The following is a 21,742-nucleotide window of genomic DNA, read 5'->3' as shown; positions in this document are numbered from 1 at the left end:
CACGCATCAAACTCAACAAATTATATCCAGCAATATAAATGTGACAGACTACTAGCTCTGACACGCTTTAGTAAAGCGATAAGCATTTTCTTCACGCGAATCGTTGTCCCTATTAATTCGGTGTACTGTGCTGCGGTGATGTATTTCAGATCGCGAGCGAGTAGAACAAGATACTCGGTTTCGCTTGCGGATCCGACTGCTATTTGAAGAAAACGAGCGAAATCAGCTGCACTTTCTCTCCCGCTCCCTTCAGCTATATTGGTCGGTATGGATGCACAGGCTCGACGAATTTGGCTTGTCAATCCATATATCTCTTCGCGGGGGAACTGGGATGTTGATTCATATACACTTAATGTTAATGCATGAGATTTTTTCCACACTTCTAAGTTTTTGAAATTCTGCAATATATGCTCCTTTTCGGTTTTTGGTTTATGGTTATAAATTAAGAGTGTTTGTGTCATGCTAAACCTTTCCAACTGCTATAAGGCTTAACTTATAACCTATAACTTATAACTTATAACCCAAATCACCCAAAAAAGTCTTGACGGATGCCTTGAAAATAGTGTATCATTTAAAAATCTTTAAGTCTCGAATTTTTTAACAGCGAGCTACGACAATTACAGGCACCAATTGGAAAGTATGACGCAGAACGGAACAGGGAAAAACAGGATTGAAGAAGCGATAGAAGTCGCCGCCGAAGCCCACCACGGGCAATATCGGAAAGGTACCCGCACGCCTTACATCACACACCCTTACGCTGTTGGACTTATTTTAATGGAAGCGGGGTGCGCCGAAGCGGTGATTATTGCAGGCATCCTCCACGATACTGTCGAAGACACCGAACTGACATTGGAATTTATTCGGGAACGTTTTGGAGACCATATCGCAAGTATCGTCGATGGGTGTTCGGAGAACAAGGCGTTGCGGTGGCGAGCACGTAAAACCGAACGCATCGAAGCGTTACGAACCGCTAGCCCTGAAGTCTGTATTGTAACATGTGCCGACAAACTCCACAATCTACGCACTATCATTTCAGAATACGATGTCATTGGTGATACTGTGTGGGATCGGTTTCACGGTGGCATTGAAGACCAAGCATGGTATTATCGCAGCATCCTCGGTGCAATCTCAGACCGAGGTACCGCTTTACAAAAAAGCGGAGAATGTGCTACACTATCTAACCAGAATAACGGTGTGAGTACCCAATCCGATGTCCAAGATACCGCGCTCCAAGAAGAGTCCTCCGACAGCAATGATGCCCGGGAGACTCCTGAGGCGATGGATGCTCTAAACCCTCAACTTTTTCAAGAATTTCAGCAGGCTGTAGCATACCTATTTGAAGGAGAGCCTTAATGAAGATAGCCTACGCTTTTAGACGATGTGCATCGTATCCCTACAACGGTGGGGCGTTACCCACTGATACAACAGATAGACAACGGTTTTTGAAACACGTCAACAAGATTGGATTCGAGGGAATTGAACTTCCTGCGATGAACCTCTCTGACGCTGAAGCTGAGACGCTCCGCTCAGAACTTGAAGACGCAGGTATGCCGTGCGTCGCAATTCGCGGTGGCGGTGGTGCTGCGAGGGACCCACAAGTCGCTGCAGCAAACAAACAACGCATGATAGATGCCGTTCACTTCGCTGCGAAGATGGGCAGCGGTATTGTTAATTCCACTGTTACGACACCCCCCGACAATCCAGAGGGAAAAGGCACATATCGTGGTGAATCCGTCTCACAAGGATCAAGCCGCCAAGCAAATGATGAAGACTACAAACGGACTGCCAAGGCTGTGAGTGAAGCCGCCGTTGTCGCCGCGGATCTCGGCATTGAGATCTCCATAGAAATCCATCAAAACTCAATCGCGGACAACAGTTCGTCAACGCTCCGTCTGTTAGAATTAATCGACGCACAGAACGTTGGCGTAAACCCGGATTTAGGTAATGTCTACTGGACCTACGATATTCCAGAGGAGACGTGTGAAGCCGCAATCACAGCAGTTGCACCACACGTCAACTATTGGCATTGCAAGAGCCTCTATCGGGTACATATACCCGATCTGGAAACGGCTATCTACGTCCAAGTCCCGCTGCCCGATGGTGAAATCGACTACCGCTTCGCGATCGCGGCGGTGCTTGATGCTGGCTACGATGGCTATCTGGCGATTGAGGGTATCCGCGACGGCGATCAGTTCCATCAGGATGGCAGGAGCGTGGCGTACGTAAAATCCGTCTTGGAGGATCTGCAGTAACAAGTTAACAATTATCAGTTAAGAGATGGCTTGGTTAAATCAGGGTCCTCTTTAAACTGAGTACTGACAACCGACAACTGACAACTCTATTATGATACAAGAGAAAATCCGTCTAACAGCAACCGTGAAATGTGCTGGGTGAGCATCAAAACTCGCTCCGGGTGAGCTTGCGCACATTTTAGGTAAAATCCCGAAATCTACCGACCCGAACCTACTCGTCGGTACCGAAACCTCCGATGATGCCGGAATCTACCGCATTTCCGACGAGATCGCGCTCGTCAACACCGTGGACTACTTCACACCTATCGTAGACGATCCTTACACATTTGGTGCGATCGCAGCGACGAACTCACTGAGCGATGTCTATAGCATGGGCGGTGTCCCAAAAACGGCGTTGAACATCACCTGTTGGCCCAAAGCCGACCTTGCGCTTCCTATCCTCGGCGACATCATCGAGGGTGGAACGGAGAAGGCTATTGAGGCAGGTGCTGCGCTTGTCGGTGGGCATACGGTGGATGCACCGGAACTGATGTACGGACTCTCCGTAACGGGTATCGTGCATCCAGAAAAATTCGTCAAAAACTACGGGGCGCGTCCGGGTGAAGTCCTCATCCTAACCAAGAACCTCGGCATCGGTATCCTCACGACCGGACTGAAATTCGATAAAATCGGCGACGCTATCCTCCCACAACTTGTTGAATCGATGACCCGTCTCAATGCCTCCGCATCTGCTGTAATGCTAAAATACGGTGCCAGTGCTTGCACGGATGTCACAGGTTACGGTTTGTTAGGGCACGCCTCGGAGATGGCAGCAGGTAACGATGTTCGTCTGAAGATTGACAGCAGGGCAGTGCCCTACTTTGCAGACGCGCCTGCGCTTGTTGCGCAAGACACCTACACGCAAGCCTATCTCGCGAATATGACATTCCTTGAGGACAAGGTCACCTTCCATACGAATAGTGAAGTGATGCATCATATTCTGATGGAGGCGGAGACCTCCGGCGGTTTGCTGTTCTCACTGTCTGCTGAGAATGCCGATGCAGCGTTAGCAGAACTCCACGCCGCCGACTGCCCCGAAGCCGCTGTTATCGGAGAAGTGGTAGCAGGCGAAACTGCACACATTGAGATATTTTAATAGTTGTCAGTTCTCGGTTGTCAGTTGTTAGTTAAGAGGTTTTGGGAGTATCCCAACTCTTTTTCTGAAAACTGAAGGTTTTTGGCAGAAAAACCGCTCTGACAACTGAAAGCTACTGACAACTGAAAGATTTTTCGCAGAAAAATCGTACTGAAAACTGACAACTAATAATGACAAAAACAGAACTCGCAAAACAGATTCGTACCGCCTCATATCTTACAGGAGAATTCTTACTCCGCTCTGGGAATATAAGCAACTTCTATTGGGACAAATACCGGTTTGAGAGTAACCCAACGCTACTCATTGCGATCGCTGAAGAAATGGCGAAACTGCTGCCGTCGAAATGTGACGGTTTAGCAGGCTTGGAATTAGGTGGTATTCCACTCGCAACCGCGCTCTCATTGCAAACAGGACTGCCCTGCTTCTACGTCCGAAAGGAAGCGAAAACCTACGGCACCTGTAATCTCATAGAGGGAGGCGTTAAGGAAGGTAGCACACTTGTCGTCATAGAGGATGTGATTACAACCGCGGGGCAGGTCTGTACATCAGTTGAACAGATCCGCGCCGAGGGATACACAGTCGAACATGTCATAGCAGTCATTGACCGACAAGCAGGCGGTGAAGCGAAAATTAACGCACTCGGTTGTTCCTTTGCATCCGTTTTCACGCTCGCAGAGTTAGAAGGAGAGTAGCAATCAGCAGGCATCGCGATCGGGAGATCGCTCCTACAGAAGAGAGTACTTGAGGAACTAAACAATTTTATGTAGAAAGTGATAAGGAGCAAATGAAGATACTGTTTATTGGAGACATCGTCGGAAATCCAGGTAGAACTGCGACAACGCAATTTCTGCAAGCACATCAGTACGACTACGATTTTATTGTTGTTAATGGAGAAAACGCGGCGGGCGGAAAAGGGTTAACGTTTGAAATCGTTGACCACCTTTTGGCATCTGGGGTCTCCGCAATTACTACTGGAAATCATGTTTGGGATAATAAAGATATTTTCGACTTTATAGATACAACGCCGCAGCTGATACGACCCGCGAACTATCCTGCTGAGGTTCCCGGACGCGGTGTAACCATTGTTACCTCGGATGATGGACAAACCCAACTCGGTGTCATCAATCTCGCCGGGCAGCTTTTCATGAGTCCTTACACCAACCCGTTTCACGCCTTCAACGAGATTTTACCTGAAGTAAAAGCGGTAACACCGCATGTCCTCCTCGACTTTCACGCAGAGGCAACTTCTGAGAAAATGGCGATGGGTTGGCACGCAGATGGCAGGGTTGGGGCGGTAGTTGGCACACATACCCACGTTCAGACAGCGGACGCGCGCGTCCTTCCGCAAGGCACTGCTTACATTACAGATGTCGGTATGACGGGTCCTTACGATTCAGTTATCGGGACACGAATAGATCACGTACTTGAACGGTTTTTGACGATGATGCCCACCCGTTTTGCTGTCGCCAAAGACAACGTCAAACTCTGCGGTGCTGAGATAGAATTAGACGAAACAACAGGAATGGCAGTGAACATCGTGCCGTTGCAACAGCAATATTGAATGGTTGTCAGTTGTCAGAGGAATAGTTATCAGTCGTCAGGGCGATTTTTTTCTCCGAAAAAAATCTTTCAGTCGTCAGAAAGAGGTTTTGGGATACCCGAAAACCTCTTAACTGATAACTGATAACTGAGTACTAATATGCAATTAGAATTCTCGATGCCAACAAGGACTGTCCGTAGTGTCAGTGAAATAACAGATTTGTTGAAAAATCTGATAGAGCAACACCCACATCTTCAAAAGGTATGGGTGCAAGGTCAGGTTTCAAATTGTAGGCGCGCAGGTTCTGGACATACCTATTTCACGCTCAAGGATGCGAATAGTCAAATCAGTTGTGTTCTCTTCAGGAGCAGTGCGGCCCGACTTCGGTTTTTACCACGTGATGGCGAAGAGGTGCTGGTCCAAGGACGGATCGGTATCTACGCCCCTCAAGGGTCATACCAAATTACGGTTAATGCCGTAGAGCCGCTTGGAATCGGCGCGTTGCAAAGAGCCTTTGAGGAATTGAAACAGCAACTCGCCGAAGAAGGTTTGTTTGATGCCGAGTACAAAAAGCCGGTGCCAAAATTTCCGCAGAAAATCGGCGTGATTACCTCTGCAACAGGTGCAGCGTTCCAAGACATCTGCGAGCAACTTCGCAAACGCTATCCGTTAGCCGAAGTGTTGCTGCATCCGACCCTTGTCCAAGGCGATGGGGCACCAGAAGGAATTGCGCAGGCAATTGAGATAATGAATCAGCGAGACGATATAGATGTGTTAATCGTCGGACGCGGGGGGGGTTCGATTGAGGACCTTTGGGCATTCAACGAAGAACGTGTTGCGCGCGCAATCTTTGCCGCTACGATTCCGGTTGTGTCTGCTGTCGGACATGAAACGGATTTCACAATCGCTGATATGGTTGCTGATCATCGCGCCCCAACCCCATCAGCAGCAGTTGAACATATTGTTCCAGACCAGGACGAACTTTTCGCACAACTTGATGGACTCGACACGTGGCTTCGCGAGATAACGAAAAACCGACTGCAAGGACATAAGACACGTATACAGGAACTTGAGACGCGGCTTGCACCAACGCGGCGCAAGGATGCAATATATCAGTTGTATCAGACAGTGGACACTTTAGAGGCTGCTTGTCGTACCGCAGCAGAACGCCGACGTACCGATAGCGAACGCGAACTCCATACACTCGCACAACGTCTAAACGCCCTAAGTCCATTAGCCACATTGCAGCGCGGATATAGTATCAGTCGAAAAACAGATGGTAAAATCCTAACATCAACCGAACAGGTATCAATAGGCGACAGAATTGAGGTGCAATTGGCACAGGGACATCTCGCTTGTCGCGTTGAGGAATTACTGGACGAAGATCATCAAATGGAGATCAAACATGACATTTGAAGAAAAACTCACAAAACTAACACAGATTGTTGAACAGCTCGAAGAAGGCAACCAACTACCGCTTGAGGACTCCCTCAAACTCTTTGAGGAAGGCATCGGTTTGGCTGTATCGTGCAGGCAGATGCTTGAAAACGCAGAACAACGCATAGAAAACGTTCTCGAAACAGATAACTCTTAAAAAAATAGGATTCATAACATGTTCTTAGAAAAAATCAATAGTCCGGCAGACTTGAAAAAACTTGAGATCGACGAACTCAAAGCACTTGCTGAAGAGATGCGCGCCTATTTATTGGCGGTGCTCTCACAGCATCCAGGACATTTCGCGCCGAACTTCGGAACCGTCGAATTGGCGGTAGCATTACATAAAGTGTTCGATACCCCACGCGACAAAGTCATCTGGGACATCGGGCATCAAGCATATCCGCATAAGCTGCTTACTGGAAGGCGAGAGTCGTTCTCAACCCTCCGACAAAGTGGGGGTATCAGTGGGTTCCTCAGCAGAGCCGAGAGTGAATACGATGTTTTTGGTGCCGGGCACTCCAGCACCTCCATCGCCGCCGCGTTAGGCATCGCCACTGCGCGAGACCTTACCAATGAGAATTACAAAGTCGTTGCTGTTATCGGAGACGGTGGATTAACAGGCGGTATGGCATTTGAAGCGTTGAACGCTGCCGGCGACTTCAAAAACGATATGGTCATCATCCTCAATGACAACAACATGTCTATTTCAGCGACTGTCGGTGCATTCTCAAAACATTTTCATAAACTCACAAGTTCACCACACTATAACTTCCTCCGCTCTGGTGTCAAAGAATTGCTCAACTTAATACCGGCAGATGCAACGCAAGTTGCGCGCAAAATTGAGGCTTCATTGAAACCGGGTACTCTCTTTGAGGAATTCGGGTTTCGCTACTTCGGTCCACTTGATGGAAACGATTTAGAGGCGTTAATACCGGTCCTGACTGGGATTCGCAGTCTCTCCGGTCCCATCTTACTCCATGTTGTAACCGAAAAGGGGCGCGGCTATACGCCAGCAGAGGAAGACCCTGTTGGGTTCTATAGTGTGAGTGGTCCCTTCAATCTGGAGACGGGAAAAACAATCAAACCGAAATCCACAACACCCGCCTACACGGAAGTCTTCAGCCGAACCTTGATTGAGTTAGCGAAACGCGATGCGCGAATCGTCGGTGTAACAGCAGCGATGCCGGGTGGTACCGGACTTGATAAGTTTGCCGACGCGTTTCCGAGTCGATGCTTTGACATCGGATTGGCAGAGCAGTGCGCTGTCACCTTTGCGGGCGGACTTGCTGCACAAGGGATGCGTCCCGTCGCCGCCATCTATTCTACTTTCCTTCAACGGAGCTACGACCAGGTCCTACACGATGTGTGCATCCAAAACCTTCCAGTTATCTTCGCTTTGGACAGAGCCGGACTTGTAGGGGCGGACGGACCAACACACCACGGCGTTTTCGATTTGGCATATCTCCGCTCTATTCCAAACATGGTCGTCATGGCACCGAAAGACGAGAACGAATTACAATCTATGGTAAAAACCTCTCTGGTCTACGAAGATGGTCCCATTGCGTTTCGTTACCCGCGCGGCACCGGCATAGGCGTAAAGATTGCTGCGGAACCGAAGGCATTACCGATCGGAAAAAGCGAAGTCGTTAGAGAAGGTGAAGATGTCCTTGTGCTCGCTATTGGCAACCGAGTTTATCCCGCGCTTGAAGCTGCACAGACCTTAGCGGATTCAGGCATTTCCGCGACGGTTGTAAACGCACGCTTCGTAAAACCGTTAGATACTGCAACGATCCTTCCGCTTGCAGAACGCATCGGTAAGGTAATTACGATAGAAGATGGTGTGGTGATGGGCGGTTTCGGGAGTGCAGTTTTGGAAGCACTCGCTGCAGCGGGTATCAAAGACGTGCAGGTTACGAATCTCGGTATTCCAGACGATTTCGTTGAGCATGGGGATGTCCAGTACCTCTATGCCCTATGCCAATGCGATGCCGATGCAATCGTCCGTACAGCAAAGGCAATGCAACAGCAAGAGTGATGCCAAGACATCTCAATAAAAACAATGCAACGGATAGACACTTTTCTGGTAGAGCACGACTTCGTAGAGAGTCGGGAACAGGCGAAACGACTTATCCTCGCGGGCGAAGTCGCCGTTAACGGAAACACCCAAATTAAGCCGGGACAGCAGATTCCAGCCGATGCGAAGGTCGTCGTCAAGCAGCAACAAAAATATGTAAGCCGTGGCGGACTCAAGTTAGAGAAGGCGTTACGTACCTTTGATGTAGACGTTCAGAATCGGGTTGCGCTTGATGTCGGGGCATCAACGGGGGGGTTCACAGACTGTCTCCTCCAGCACGGTGCAAAATTCGTCTATGCTGTTGATGTCGGTTACGGACAACTCGCGTGGAAACTCCGTAAGCATCCACAAGTCCAGACGATTGACAGGACGAACATCCGACATCTAACACCAGCACGCGTAAAAACAGAAGCGTTGAACGACAGCGAAAACGTTATCTCTATCGCTGTAATTGATGTCTCCTTTATCTCCTTGAGAACAGTACTGCCGAGCGTCATCAAACTCATCACACAGCAAAATGGTTATCAGGCATCGGTTCGGTTTTTCTGCGAAAAACCTTTCGGTTGTCAGTTAAGAGATGGATTGACTAAATCAGAGTCCTCTTTAACCTTGACTAACAACTCGTCTACAGATAATTTTGCTAAGGCGCGAGTTGTTGGTCAAAACCGACAACCGATAACCGACAACTATGATATTGTTGCACTGCTCAAGCCGCAATTTGAAGCCGGGAAGGCATACGTCAAAAAGGGTGGAATTGTGTCCGATAAACAGGTACACATCCAAACAATAGACAACCTGCGTGCTTTCGTCACGGAGAAACTCGGAGCCGTAGTGATGGGCGTGACCTATTCGCCAATTCACAGAGACATTGGAAATATTGAATATCTGCTTTGGCTCACAATCGACCCAAATTCTCAAGCACGCAATCCGGAAGATTATCTACAACCTCAACAAACAACTGCTGAGATTGTAGCGGAGGCTCACGAAGTCTTTGGAAATTGATCGCTCCCATAGGAAAACGAAGATGCGAAAAAGACTCCTAAAAATATCTATTTTCCTCGGAATATTCCTTATTGTTGGGCTATTCGGCACTTTCTTCTTCATTCGTTCACAGACTTTCCTCAATTGGGTAGAGAGACGACTGGAGACCGAACTAAAAAATCGGATAACGGATGGCTACACTGCAAGCATTGGCAAGATAGAGGGGAACATCTTAGGAAGTGTCAGTGTTAAAAACGTTGAGATTTCCAAGGAAAGCAAACCTGTAATTTCCACAGGGGAAGTCAGCCTTATATACAATCCGCTGAGACTTCTAACTCGTAAATTCGAGGTGAAGAAACTAAAGGTAGATAACCCCCAGATCCATGCGAATCAGAATCCTGATGGGAGTCTCAATCTATCCAACATCTTTCAAGAGGATCCGTCTACTAAAAATACGCCACAAGACCCGTCCAGTAAAAATACGCTACAGTTTGGTTTTGCAATTGAACTGCTCGATTTTACCGACGGAAGGATCAACTACATTGACACACAACGGAATCTTGACATAACGATCAATGGAATTTCTGTCAAAGTGGAGGGACCTCTCAATACATGGAAACACGACGGAGCTCTGAAAATTGAGACTGGCAGTTTTACGTTTAACGGTTCCGAAACGGCAATTGACAACTTTGATGCCGAGTTTTCGATCTTAGCCAATAAGAACGAACTAAAGAATCTCCGCATCAAATTTGGCAATTCAGACCTGACAGTTACAGGCGGATATACCCACGGAAAAACCCCTTTTTCTTGGGATGGTCGTGTTAATTTAGAACTCGATGTCGCAGACGTACAACAATTCCTCAGTGAAGATATAAACCTTGAGGGTGTTGTAAAAGCAAATCTGAGAGTGAACGGCACAGATTCCACTTTAGACGGCACACTCACTGCGGAGATGCCGACCTTCTCTATTGCTAAAAACAATTCACAGACAGGCGAGGATACAATCCTCGCCAGCATAGCGTTGGCAGACCTCAATGTTGAAGCGAATTTCAATTCTGAACCCACACCGACATTCACGCTAAAAACATTTCATGTACAAGTTGCCGATGGCACTATGACCAGTGACGGGAGTGTTACGTTAGAAAACCCACCGGAAGGTAACCTGTTGAAGCAATTTCAACAACTCGTAAATCATCCCTTTAACTACAAGGGGAAATGGTCTGTCACAGAAGTGCAACTGATACCGCTCCTGTCAATGTTCGTCGAACTCCCAGAAAACCTGGCAGACGGTGCTGGAATCCTCTCAGGTACCGCCGAATTCAACGGCAATAGCAGAGACATCTCAAGCCTCAAATTTGACAGCCGGATAGCAGTGATGGAGACGATTCTCGACGAGATCCGATTTGAGGATTCAACGCTCAACTGCACAATAGTAGATGGCAATTTGACAGCAGATGGCAACCTTGATGAAACCGGGATTAACATTACAGGACCCTTCCCTTTAGCACAGCAAGATGTTTTAGATATTCGCCTGTCCGGTGTCAACTTTGACGACCTAATGCAGCTTGCCAAAAGTGCCGATATTGGCGGTACAGCCCAAGTGTCCGCGCAGCTCTCCGACGGTATACTGAAAGGATCCATAGAGATTCCAGAGGCAACATTTAACGACATCCCGATCGGTCTGCTGATGGGTGATTTTCGTTATCACGATGGCAAGGTATTTATTGAAAACGGCTTGCTGACGAAAGACACGATAGAAAAGTTATCAGTTATCAGTAGTCAGTTATCAGTTAAAGAGGGGGACGATGTATCAAGTGCCTCTTCACTGATGGCTGACAACCGACAATTGATAACTACTAAAACCGAATATGAGAGTCGCGCAACAATTACCGGGACTGTGGATGTTGAAGGCGAATTTCCTGCGAATTTCAGCGTTGTTGCCGATCCTGTTTACGTTCAACATTATCCAAGGATCCTGTTAGGGGCAGAATATCCAGTAGATGGTGAGATCAGAGGCGAACTCAAATTAGACGGAACGCTCATCAATCTGGATGGTAGGGCTAACTTCGGTGTCGCCAAGGGCGTGGCATGGGGCATCCATTTGGATCCCTTAACGCTACCTTTAGAGATTGAGGATTACAACGTCACACTACCGAACTTTAAGATAACGACACGCGGACAGCAGGTTACGCTCAATGTTTCGGTCGCTTCCAATTCCGACTACGACATCCTCCTTGAAAGTGATGCCCCAGTTCGTTTAGAGGAAATTGCGAAAGCAGCGAAACTCTCTGATTTCCCCTTTGAAGGAGAATTCGATGTCCGGGTTGTTGGAACGCTCAGGAAACCTGAAGATGCCGATTTTCGGGTTGAACTCGATTTCTCAGACGTAACTTTCTTAAATAACGGACGCGGCACCAAACATTTGCTCGGTGATGTTTCCCTGCTCGGTAAACTCATAGAACGGAAAGACACCACCGGTGAACCCGATATTTTTGATTTCCATGGACATGGGTTTGAAAGAACGAGCCGGATTCGGGGTTACGTCAGTATGGATACTGGGAATCCCTACCATTTCACAGCGGAGAACAAAGCATTTAGGGTTAAACCGATTCTGAGCATCTTGCATCCGGCTTTTGAGGCGGTTACAGGTACCGCTGATGGGAGGGCATCAATAACCGGTACATTGGAGGACCTCGCACCATCACCTGAAAACGAAACTACTGAATCCGACAAACAGCAGATCTATCCTTACGATGTCAATATTCTCGTAACTACCGCTCAACTCCACTACGAGAATACAGCAGACCACCGAATTGAATTCACAAATGCTGAACCGATTCGCTTGCATCTCAAAGACGACAAATGGACAATTGACGCGCTCTCTCTAAGGACATCCGAAGACAAATCCTCCTTTATTGCATTGACAGGAACATTCGATGCAAAAAGCGAGACGATGGATCTGCACGCTGTATCTAATGAGTTCGCGCTGCCTCCATTTGGAAATGTATTAGGACTTCCGCTTGGTATGCTGCAAGCCGGTACGGCTCGTTATGACTTGAACGTGACCGGAACATCCGCCCAACCCATTGTCAGATTAGAATGGGCAATTCCGACACTCACGTTAGAAACGGAAGTTGGTGATATTAACGCAACGGATGCAGCGGGGGGAATAATATATCAGGAGGAGACGCTGCGTCTTGAGGATTGTGCTTTCAAACTCCTGGGTAACGATATTACTCTGGGAGGGCACATTGATGTTGACCCGGAGGAAGTTAACAACTCGGAATTACACATCCGCGTCAATACAAGTGCTTTGGATCTCGCCACTTTGCCGATGGAAGCTATCGATAATTTTGGCTCCGGTAACGGAATAACTGGGATTTTAGAGACTTCAATGGAGATTGGCGGCACGCTCGCTGAACCTCTTGCGCTACTATACGCTGAAACAGTCGGAAAGCGTCCGATTCGTTTTGCCTCTTATATCCCGGCTATCACACTGGAGAGACTTCGTGTAGATATTAACTTCGATTCAGAATTTGTACGGATTCAAAAGGCAGAGGCGAACGGACAGATCGGAGATGGCACCTACCGTGCCGAAGGAAAAGCAGTTGTAGGGGTTGGGGCACCCAACCCCTACAACTATTTTGAAATTGATGTGTCAGCATCACAAGTAGAGGTTGGGAACTATGGTGTCGCTTCAGGATATGTGAAGCTGAGTGGTACAGACTTAGACCCACAGCGGATTACAGTAATTGGTGAAATAAGCAAACTGGAACTTGATGGCTACGATTTCCGTCTTAGGAACAGTGCACCGCTCCAATTCAGATCTGATCCGAGCGGAATCACTGAGGCGGCGGAGACTCTCGCTGGGCATATCCCCTTACAACTCACATCTCCTACGATGACAGCATTGATGAACATTGATATTGGTGGCACGCTTGACGCACCTAATATCACAGCAGGATGGAACGGCACGCTCAATCAAAAAGAGTGGACAGGAAATGTCCAATACAGGAACAGTGAGATAGAACTCATTGGAATCACGCTAAAAGATGGGACGGATATGTTAACTCTCACGGGTGTTATTCCGTTTAACCTGACATTCGTGGCGATGGACATATCTGATCGGTTCCTCGCCGAACCGATCAACATGCGTCTCCGAGGTAGTGAACTGCCCCTCAATTTTTTTCCTGGGATTGATACTCTTTCTTTAGAAGCAGATGGCACGGTTGACATAGATTTAGCACTACAAGGTACAAGCCGCGATCCCTACATCATGGGGAATGTATCGCTTGAGGCACCGCAACTTCTTTTGAAGAATTTTCACGAACCGATCCAGAACATGAAGATGCGACTCAAGGCAGACGATGGCGCAATTGATGTCACAGAACTCCAATTTGATATAGGCACAGGTTACTGTATACTTCAGCACGGTCAATTGGCATTAGACGGATTAACGCCTAAAGACTTCACATTAGCCGGATTGAGATTTGAACTATTCCCACTCGGTTCAACGGTTCAGCACTCATTACCACCAGACTTACTCGAAGAAGTAGAGGGACATTTAAACATGACACTCAATGAACTAACAGTCCCTCTTGACAGTTTTCTGACAAGTGAAGAAAACGTGCCATTTCCGCAAATCCAAGAGGTTCCCTCACTCGCGAACCTTGTGGCAGTTTCAAGCGCAGATCTATTAATTAAGAGTGTTCGTTTTAGTTTTAAGGCACTGGATCGGCAGTACGACTTCCAGGACCCGCAACCGATTCAGATATTCCTGAATGCAGGGACAGTAACGTTATCTGAAGCATTTATCCTTGAAAACGAGTATTCCTTTCCGGTTACGCAGACTTTCACCGACGAAGATGAAAAACCAGCCGAGATCAATGATAACGTGCACACGGTTGAAGAAGCCAAAACAACGCTTAGTATTGATGCCGAAAGCAAATGGTCGGTGAATGGAGAATTTGACAGTGCACTTCGGTTCAGGAATTTTGATGTCTCAGCGATAACTGAGACGTGGCCGGCACCGTATCGGATTACTGGCGCGTTGTCGGGAAGTCTACAGATGAGTGGCACGAGCGAAAATCCGAAGATAACCCTGCGGCGGCACGAAAATGAACCCGCCGAACTCTATCTGTATGATGTCCCGATTGACCTGCGATGGAGAATCCGATATCAGAACGGGAAGTGGGAAATTTCAGAGAGACGATACCTTAAAGCAACATTCGGTGAAAACCAGCTTAACTTCTCGTGGAGCATGCCTTATCAACTTGAACTAATCCCGTTTTTTATCGAACTGCAACAGTCCCCAGAAAAAGTCTGGACGGAATTCCAGCAGATGCCAATGCGAGGAATCTTGGATATTGCAGTAGAGGACCTTGACATGCTGCGATTTGTAGTTCCCGGACTTAGAACGACAACCGGTACAAGCGAAATGCATGTCGAACTGACAGGGACCATGGAAACCCCAGAAGCCAACGGTGGTATTCTTTTTAAAAATGTTGGGTTTGAACTCCCGGATGCTGGTATCAATATTGAAAATGTGGAAGGTAAGCTTCAGCTATCGGAAAAGGGGGCAAGCATTACGCAGTTTGATGGTATGCTGAATGGAGGCAACTTTTCGGTCCGAGGTAATATGACAGCTCCGCCAGACAGACGGATATGGCAGACACCGCCAACGCTGGAGATGCAAGCCAGCCTGACATCAATGGTCTTTGAACAGCAAGGACAGTATCGGGTAGACCTTGATTCCACTGAGTTTTTCCTACAAGGTGAACTTCTCCGCCCACGTTTAACAGGTAACCTTCATATCAATGGAGGTTACTATCAACAAAACTGGGAAATCGTTCGGGATTGGCTCACGGGGGTTTCAGTCAAGGAAACAGATATTTTATTAGACTATCCAATTCTACGCGATTTACATCTTGATGTGGATATCAACATTCCCAACAATTTTCGTGTGCTGTCATCCATTACCGGACCAACAGATATTGAGATTGCTTGCTTAGGCAGACTCATCGGGCCAATTAATCAACCGGTTTTTAGTGGAAACGTCTCAGTGCTTACGGGGAAAGTTGGATTTTTTGCGCAAACCTTTGAAATCGTTGAAGGTTCTACAATCAGCAATCAGAGTACTGTCGATTTTAATCCAGTGCTCAACGTTCGTCTCCAGACCCCGAACCGTATTCGTGGAATACTGCCGAGAAATGAAACCACAGTCGATCTTCAGGTGTTTGGTGCCCTTACCGGTACGCTAAACAATCCTAATTTCACCCTGAGCGCGTCCTCTGAAACGACAACTGAGGTCCTCACAGATGAAGATATTACGGCTTTCCTTTTTCGTAATCTCGCACTTTCAGGGGAGTTAGGGAAGCTTGCCTTTAGCCTTCACCGCCCGTTTGAGGAAGACGTACGCTCTGTTAGTGCCGAGTACCCACTTGGCAAAAACATATCCATTAAATTTGAGACGAACGAAAGAAGGGAACACGGGATTGACGTTGAGCTCAAGGGACGCTTTTAATAGTTATCGGTTATCAGTTTTCAGTTTCCAGTTAAGAAATATCTTGTGGCAGGTACAAACCTTGTTACTGCCACAGAATGTTAACTAACCACTGAAAGGTTTTTTCGCAGAAGAACCGAACTTATAACTTTAACCATCAACTCGTCTACAGATACTTTTGCTAAGGCGCGAGTTGATGGTTAAAACTATTCCTCCAATAACCATTCTGCTGACGAACGAAAACGGAAAATGCATAGGCTGTGCTCAAACTACACATTGACAGTATGGAACTGGCTAATTCTGGTGCTTTGCTGTTTTCTTCTACAATCCGTAGAAGCAAACGAACCGACAGAAATCTCACGCGATACAAGGACATCGGGTGAAACCACACCTTCACTAAGCGAAGAACTCAAACGCAAACACATCGCGAAGATAGCGTACGCTATAGACGGAAACCCCATAGAGGAAACGACAGAGCACCTCAATATACGCAGAAGTCAAACGGTCGTGTATGCCGGTGACAGGTTATCCCGAAGTGCTATTCAACAGAGTATCAAAGTACTCTATGCGACAGAACAGTATTCCCAAATTCGGGTTTACTCGCAAGACACCCCCGATGGCATCATTTTAACCTATGACCTAACACCCTTTGCGCGCATCAAGGAAATTGTGCTCTCTGGAATCCCTGAAAACGAATTCAAGAACACCATCGAAAATGCGATGAGATCAAAGCCAGGTGGGAGATATGTCCCGACAATTGTCAAAACCGACATCAGCCGTATCGAAAGGACATGTCAAGAGCATGGATATTTCGAGGCGAAAGTCACGGTTGCCGATGCTCTCACCGAAGATGGCATCTTAACCTACCAGATAATCCCAGGGGCTGCCTCAACTATTAAGATACTGCAAATTCAGGGCAACACTGCTATCTCGACAAACCGCCTTAAAGAGGTCTGTAACTTTAGCCGCCTCTCTCCGATTTACAATCAATCCAACGTGGAAGCCGATGTAGCATCCATGTTAGACCTCTACCACAAAAGCAGCTATCCGACTGCCATGATCACGCCGACCTTCGTTCATGAAACCGGTATTTTGCAATTTCATATCAACGAAGGTAAGCACGTCCAGCTGAAGTTCGTCCGGAACATCGGTGAACTTCCGCTATTGCTTGAAGATGCATTCAGAGAAGATATAGCACCTCTCATTAACACGGCTTCTCCTTCTATGTGGGAACGAAGGATAAAATCCTATTTTAAAACCGAAGGTTACCACGACACCATTGTGGATGAGGAGACCCCGGATGAATCCAGTGTTCAACTCACTATCAACCCCGGCACACGCTACGTCGTCAAGCGCGTCACTTTTTTAGGGAATCGAGCGTTCTCGGATTCAAAACTGCTCCAAGAGATGACCACAAAACCTATAGCGGGACTCTTGCGAAACTTACAAGCGAACATTGCAAGGGTATTATTTGGACGAGAACAGAAACGTTTTTTTTATGAACAGGAACTCGACACAGATATAGATCGACTCGGAATTCTATACGCAAGAGCAGGTTATCCGAAGGCATCCATCAAAAGAGTACTTGATAAAAAGAGCCCCAACAATCTTGACATCGGTGAAGTCACGATACATCTTACAATAACTGAAGAACGCAAAGAGATAATTCACCGATGTAACATCAGTGGTAACAAAGCGTTAGATACTACTACGCTTCTGGAGCGTTTGCAAAGTGAACTCCCCCTCCCACAGCCAAATGCCTCACTTGCACGACAAACCTATGGAAATGCAATCGTAAAAGCCTATCATGAACATGGGTATATTGATGCAGTGGCGAGTGGCAGGTATATACCAGACTCGGAAGTCCCGGCCTTTCGCGTTGCAGGTAATTTCTCGGAGTCCCTTGATGCGCGCAGACTTCCTCTTGAAGTCCGAAGAAAATTTAAAGAGCACAATCTTACGCTTGCTGGTGTTGACATAGCAACCCGTATTGGTAACCGCTGGAGCATCCAAGACATTGAAGGCAATCCTCGCTATACACTCAGACAGGAAGCGACGCACCTTGAGGTTTTTGAACACGGTGTCCTCCAACTCAACGTGGATACGGAAGGTGAACAGGTAGTTTTTGGTAAATTCTATTTTGAAGGGGATACGGACGTTGTGAAGCGACATGTGCTTGAAAGGGAGGTCACACATCTTGAGGGAACCCTTTGGACGGCAGAGAGGTTAAGCAGTGCCTTGCAAAATCTCTACGGTTTAGGGATTTTTCACAGCGTTAAAGATGAACGTTTCTCGCAGCCTACCCGCAGCACAGGGACACCTCGCCCAAGGAAAATCAATGATGTTTCAATAACGGTCGAAAAACAGAAACCGCGGACGTACAGTTTAAGCAGCGGCTACAGTTTCGCAGAGGGTTTCCGAGGAACATTGGCACTAACAGATAGCAACTTTCTCTTTAAACGGAACATCCGGGGGCGCGTGCGCGGCAGACTTGGGTGGCGAGATGAGTTAGGTTATCTCTTCGATGCGACGCTCACGGAACCGTGGTTGATTGGACGGACGCGGGGGAGTTTACAGGTATTAGCCAAGAAATTAGAGGTCGACGATAACGTCCGTGCACTTCAAGGGAATTTTATTCTCAGCAGGGACTTGTTTAAATCGCACCACCTCGATCTAAGATATAGCTACCGAGACTTGGACCAACCGGTTCCATTGATGCCGGAAACACTCGAAGTTATCCGTTTTTCTGAGGCGCAGAACCCTTTCAGTGCAACTGTGAGCAGTGTTCAACTTTCCTGGACCTATGATAGCCGTGTGCGTTATCTGAATCCTACGGGTGGCATGTTAAACGCGCTCACACTTGAATATGCGGGTGGCTTTTTGCAGGGCGAAACCGGTTTTATCAAAGCCACAACAGATACCCGATACTACCAAAAACTCGTCGGTCCCTTCTCAGTAGCGGGCGGGAACCCGGGACTTGTGTTGGCAACCGCACTCCGATTCGGTATCACCACTGGGTTGCACTCAAGCCGTCGCGCGGAATTGATCTCTTTTGAGCGGTTTTGGGCAGGGGGAGGGACAACAGTTCGAGGTTACGCGGAACGCTCTCTCGGTCCTGAAGATAGCGCAGGTATCCATCGCGGTGATGTACAATTCATCTTTAATACAGAACTACGCTTTCCGATCTATTGGTGGATCCGCGGCGCGCTCTTTTTTGACGTTGGCAATGTTTGGAATTCATTGGAAGATGTCAATACGACAGCGCAGTTGCCATCTTCTGTTGGTGCGGGACTTTACTTGGATCTCGGTGCTCTCACCGGCGGAATAGACTACGCGATCCCACTCGCATCTGTTCCAGGTGCGTTAGATCGCTACAGAGCCTTCCACCTTCGCCTCGGCAGTACTTTTTAGAGGAATAGTTATCATTTACGAGTTATGGTAGATCCCGTAATTACTTATACACTCTTAGGGGAAGAGTCGGGAATCGGAATTCCCTCCTACAGGGTTCATGAAGCAGGGCGCGTTTTTTCAAAATATAAACTTATTTTCGGATTCTACTATAATAGTTGTCGGTTAAGAGGGGTTTTGTGGCAGTAACACTAAAAGTAACCGACACAAGCGTTTAACTGAGTACTGAAAACTATTCTTCTGATTCGCCGTAGGGTTTTCCCAACGCGAGGGGTGCTTCGGCACGCCCGACAAACCCCGCCAACACTGCTAAGCAGAGCACATAAGGCAACATCAAAAACAATTGGTACGGGATTTCCCACCCCAATGCTTGGAACCGCGCATCCAATGCTGAACCGAGTCCAAAGAGCAGCGCAGCACCGCACGCCTTCACAGGATGCCATTTCCCAAAGATAACGATCGCCAAAGCGATGAACCCACGTCCAACTGTCATCCCAGGCGTGAAATACGGGACATCGGCAATAGAGAGATAACCGCCCGCCATGCCTGCCATAGCACCCGCAAATAACAAACAGAGCATTCTCAAACGGTGGACATTAGAGCCAGCAGCGGCAATCGCCCTTGGGTGTTCACCACAGGCGCGTATCCGAAGCCCGGGTTGCGTGTGGTACAGGAAAAAATAGACACACGGCACCAGCAGAAACGTGATGAAAACAAGGATATTGTGTGAAAACAGGGCAGATCCAAGGAAAGGAATCTGTGAAAGCAAGGGGATGTCTATCTGCTGAAACGCTGGCACTCCCTGCGCGATGCCTGTTACACCAAAGAGTCGCTGGTAGATGACCTCTGTCAAACCCAATGCCAAAAGTGTCATCGCTGTGCCGATAACAACTTGGTCCCCACGCAATCTTATCGCACACAGCCCAAACAACGCGGCAGCGACAAGTCCACTGAGTCCTGCCATCAGAAGCCCAAACCACGGTGCGAACATCACGAGTTCCGCCGTGTAGAAGGAACCTACCATCCCGAAGAACGCGCCGATGAGCATCATCCCTTCAATACCGATGTTAAGCACACCCGCACGTTGGGAAATGACTTCGCCTAACGCCGCGAGTAGAAGCGGGGTTGCCCCGCGAATTGTAGCTGAAAGAATCTCTTCAAACATATTTTTGTACGGGTTGTCAGTTTTCAGTACGGTTTTCTTTCAGAAAACCTTTCAGTTTTCAGTTAAGAGGTTTTCGTTTAACAGAACCCTCTTGTAACTCTCACTGTGAGGCAAACTGATAACTATTCCCTCTACTGTTCCTGTGCAGTCGCACGCTTACGGAAAAGTTGGATAGAACCATAACCAATAACGAAAAGCAGAATTGTTGCTTGCATTATGAACGTTACTTTGTCAGAGATACCCACTTCGCGTTGCATGCTATACGAACCGGTTGTCAGCGCGCCAAACAGGAGGGCAGCAGCAACCGTCACCAATGGATTCAACTTCGCTAACAGCGCAACAGCAATTGCTGTGTAACCGTATCCGGGCGAAAAGTTGAGAAAAAGTCGACGGGTCAGCGCAGTTAGTTCAATCGCTCCACCAAGTCCTGCAAGTGCACCACTGATAAAAAAGACCCGGAGCGTGTTTTGTACAATCGAAATCCCCGCTGCTTCCGCTGCAGCAGCACCCTCTCCGACTGCGCGGAGTTGGTACCCAAACGCCGTCCGAAAGAGAACGAACGTGAGAATAATCGCCAATATTACAGCGATGATAATACCCAAGTGAACTCGATGCGGTGGGATAAGCCGTGGGAGAAACATCCACTCGACGATCCGATCGCTCTGCGGACCGCGTTGCGCTGTTTCCTGCAATGGACCCCCATCTATCATCAGACTCACCAGATGGAGAGCGACGTAGTTCAACATAATCGTACTAATAACTTCATTGACACCGCGTGTCACTTTAAGGACGGCAGGGATGAGTCCCCATATTCCGCCTGCGAGTGTGGCAAAGCAGAGGCAGATGGGTACAGCAATCCACGTGTTTTGAGGGAAAAATGGAGCGAGCTTCGTCCCAAACCAGGTCGCCGTTAACGCCCCTATCAAAAATTGTCCTTCAGCACCAATATTCCATATCCCACACCGAAACGCCATCGCAACCGAGAGTCCTGCCATCAGAAACGGGGTACTCTTCACCAATGTCTCTCCCAATTTCCTACTATTACCGAACGCACCGCTCACCGCTGCTTGGTAAGCTTCTAACGGGTTATAATGACATAGCAACATTATAATGGCGTTTGTGACAAACGCACTCGCGAGAATTATAACAGGTGTTGCCAACCAGTGAATATTGATTTTTTTTACTATCATGTTTTAAGGGTTGTCGGTTGTTAGTTATAAGTTGTTGGTTAAGAGGCGTTTGGGAACA

The 21,742-nt window shown here is 47.7% G+C and carries 13 protein-coding genes and 1 pseudogene; 11 read left to right on the top strand and 3 right to left on the bottom strand.

Annotated elements, in window-relative coordinates; all coding sequences use genetic code 11:
- Window positions 1-20: 20 nt before the first annotated feature.
- Window positions 21-404, bottom strand: coding sequence for a four helix bundle protein (locus OXH39_19610; protein MCY3552669.1), 384 nt, complete (start codon window positions 402-404; stop codon window positions 21-23).
- Window positions 405-639: 235 nt separating this feature from the next.
- Between OXH39_19610 and OXH39_19605 the strand changes: the two genes are divergently transcribed.
- The 11 genes and pseudogenes from OXH39_19605 (at window position 640) to OXH39_19555 (ending at window position 19,332) form a co-directional block, all read left to right on the top strand.
- The gene (locus OXH39_19605) at window positions 640-1,353 is read left to right on the top strand and encodes an HD domain-containing protein (protein MCY3552668.1); all 714 of its coding nucleotides are present in this window, start codon (window positions 640-642) and stop codon (window positions 1,351-1,353) included.
- The gene (locus OXH39_19600) at window positions 1,353-2,252 is read left to right on the top strand and encodes a sugar phosphate isomerase/epimerase (GenBank protein MCY3552667.1); all 900 of its coding nucleotides are present in this window, start codon (window positions 1,353-1,355) and stop codon (window positions 2,250-2,252) included. Before OXH39_19605 ends, OXH39_19600 begins: the two co-directional genes overlap by 1 nt.
- 160 nt (window positions 2,253-2,412) lie before the next feature.
- Window positions 2,413-3,387 (top strand): annotated as a pseudogene (selD, locus tag OXH39_19595) (selenide, water dikinase SelD).
- Between the two features lie 170 nt (window positions 3,388-3,557).
- A complete protein-coding gene (pyrE, locus tag OXH39_19590) occupies window positions 3,558-4,079 on the top strand; it encodes an orotate phosphoribosyltransferase (protein MCY3552666.1) in 522 nt (173 codons plus the stop codon).
- 92 nt (window positions 4,080-4,171) lie between these two features.
- On the top strand, window positions 4,172-4,948 hold the full coding sequence (locus tag OXH39_19585; GenBank protein ID MCY3552665.1) for a TIGR00282 family metallophosphoesterase: 777 nt from the start codon (window positions 4,172-4,174) through the stop codon (window positions 4,946-4,948).
- Window positions 4,949-5,086: 138 nt separating this feature from the next.
- Window positions 5,087-6,343, top strand: coding sequence for an exodeoxyribonuclease VII large subunit (gene xseA / locus OXH39_19580; GenBank protein ID MCY3552664.1), 1,257 nt, complete (start codon window positions 5,087-5,089; stop codon window positions 6,341-6,343).
- A complete protein-coding gene (gene xseB / locus OXH39_19575; protein ID MCY3552663.1) occupies window positions 6,333-6,521 on the top strand; it encodes an exodeoxyribonuclease VII small subunit in 189 nt (62 codons plus the stop codon). The genes xseA and xseB overlap by 11 nt, the downstream gene beginning before the upstream one ends.
- An 18-nt stretch (window positions 6,522-6,539) precedes the next feature.
- Window positions 6,540-8,399 (top strand): 1-deoxy-D-xylulose-5-phosphate synthase, encoded by a 1,860-nt coding sequence (dxs, locus tag OXH39_19570; protein MCY3552662.1) that lies wholly within the window; start codon window positions 6,540-6,542, stop codon window positions 8,397-8,399.
- A 24-nt stretch (window positions 8,400-8,423) separates the two neighbouring features.
- Complete coding sequence (locus tag OXH39_19565) at window positions 8,424-9,440, top strand: TlyA family RNA methyltransferase (protein MCY3552661.1); 1,017 nt, start codon at window positions 8,424-8,426, stop codon at window positions 9,438-9,440.
- A gap of 22 nt (window positions 9,441-9,462) precedes the next feature.
- A complete protein-coding gene (locus OXH39_19560; protein MCY3552660.1) occupies window positions 9,463-15,942 on the top strand; it encodes a hypothetical protein in 6,480 nt (2,159 codons plus the stop codon).
- Window positions 15,943-16,170: 228 nt separating this feature from the next.
- Window positions 16,171-19,332: a BamA/TamA family outer membrane protein gene (locus tag OXH39_19555; GenBank protein ID MCY3552659.1), complete on the top strand. Its 3,162-nt coding sequence runs from the start codon at window positions 16,171-16,173 to the stop codon at window positions 19,330-19,332.
- Window positions 19,333-19,561: 229 nt separating this feature from the next.
- On the opposite strand, the gene OXH39_19550 is transcribed toward OXH39_19555, so the two are convergent.
- Together OXH39_19550 and OXH39_19545 are read right to left on the bottom strand one after the other, a co-directional pair.
- On the bottom strand, window positions 19,562-20,494 hold the full coding sequence (locus OXH39_19550; GenBank protein ID MCY3552658.1) for an ABC transporter permease: 933 nt from the start codon (window positions 20,492-20,494) through the stop codon (window positions 19,562-19,564).
- Window positions 20,495-20,625: 131 nt separating this feature from the next.
- On the bottom strand, window positions 20,626-21,684 hold the full coding sequence (locus OXH39_19545; protein ID MCY3552657.1) for an ABC transporter permease: 1,059 nt from the start codon (window positions 21,682-21,684) through the stop codon (window positions 20,626-20,628).
- Window positions 21,685-21,742 lie beyond the last annotated feature (58 nt).

It is taken from the genome of Candidatus Poribacteria bacterium (genome assembly GCA_026702755.1).
Lineage (GTDB): Bacteria > Poribacteria > WGA-4E > WGA-4E > WGA-3G > WGA-3G.
This window is presented reverse-complemented; position numbering and strand designations above follow the sequence as displayed.

What these genes read in the sequence shown, in the direction of transcription:
- OXH39_19605 (MCY3552668.1), top strand. Translation starts at nt 640, where the DNA reads ATGACGCAGAACGGAACAGGGAAAAACAGGATTGAAGAAGCGATAGAA.
- OXH39_19560 (MCY3552660.1), top strand. Translation starts at nt 9,463, where the DNA reads ATGCGAAAAAGACTCCTAAAAATATCTATTTTCCTCGGAATATTCCTT.
- dxs (MCY3552662.1), top strand. Translation starts at nt 6,540, where the DNA reads ATGTTCTTAGAAAAAATCAATAGTCCGGCAGACTTGAAAAAACTTGAG.
- OXH39_19550 (MCY3552658.1), bottom strand. Translation starts at nt 20,494, where the DNA reads ATGTTTGAAGAGATTCTTTCAGCTACAATTCGCGGGGCAACCCCGCTT.
- pyrE (MCY3552666.1), top strand. Translation starts at nt 3,558, where the DNA reads ATGACAAAAACAGAACTCGCAAAACAGATTCGTACCGCCTCATATCTT.
- OXH39_19555 (MCY3552659.1), top strand. Translation starts at nt 16,171, where the DNA reads ATGCATAGGCTGTGCTCAAACTACACATTGACAGTATGGAACTGGCTA.
- OXH39_19545 (MCY3552657.1), bottom strand. Translation starts at nt 21,684, where the DNA reads ATGATAGTAAAAAAAATCAATATTCACTGGTTGGCAACACCTGTTATA.
- xseA (MCY3552664.1), top strand. Translation starts at nt 5,087, where the DNA reads ATGCAATTAGAATTCTCGATGCCAACAAGGACTGTCCGTAGTGTCAGT.
- OXH39_19600 (MCY3552667.1), top strand. Translation starts at nt 1,353, where the DNA reads ATGAAGATAGCCTACGCTTTTAGACGATGTGCATCGTATCCCTACAAC.
- xseB (MCY3552663.1), top strand. Translation starts at nt 6,333, where the DNA reads ATGACATTTGAAGAAAAACTCACAAAACTAACACAGATTGTTGAACAG.
- OXH39_19565 (MCY3552661.1), top strand. Translation starts at nt 8,424, where the DNA reads ATGCAACGGATAGACACTTTTCTGGTAGAGCACGACTTCGTAGAGAGT.
- OXH39_19585 (MCY3552665.1), top strand. Translation starts at nt 4,172, where the DNA reads ATGAAGATACTGTTTATTGGAGACATCGTCGGAAATCCAGGTAGAACT.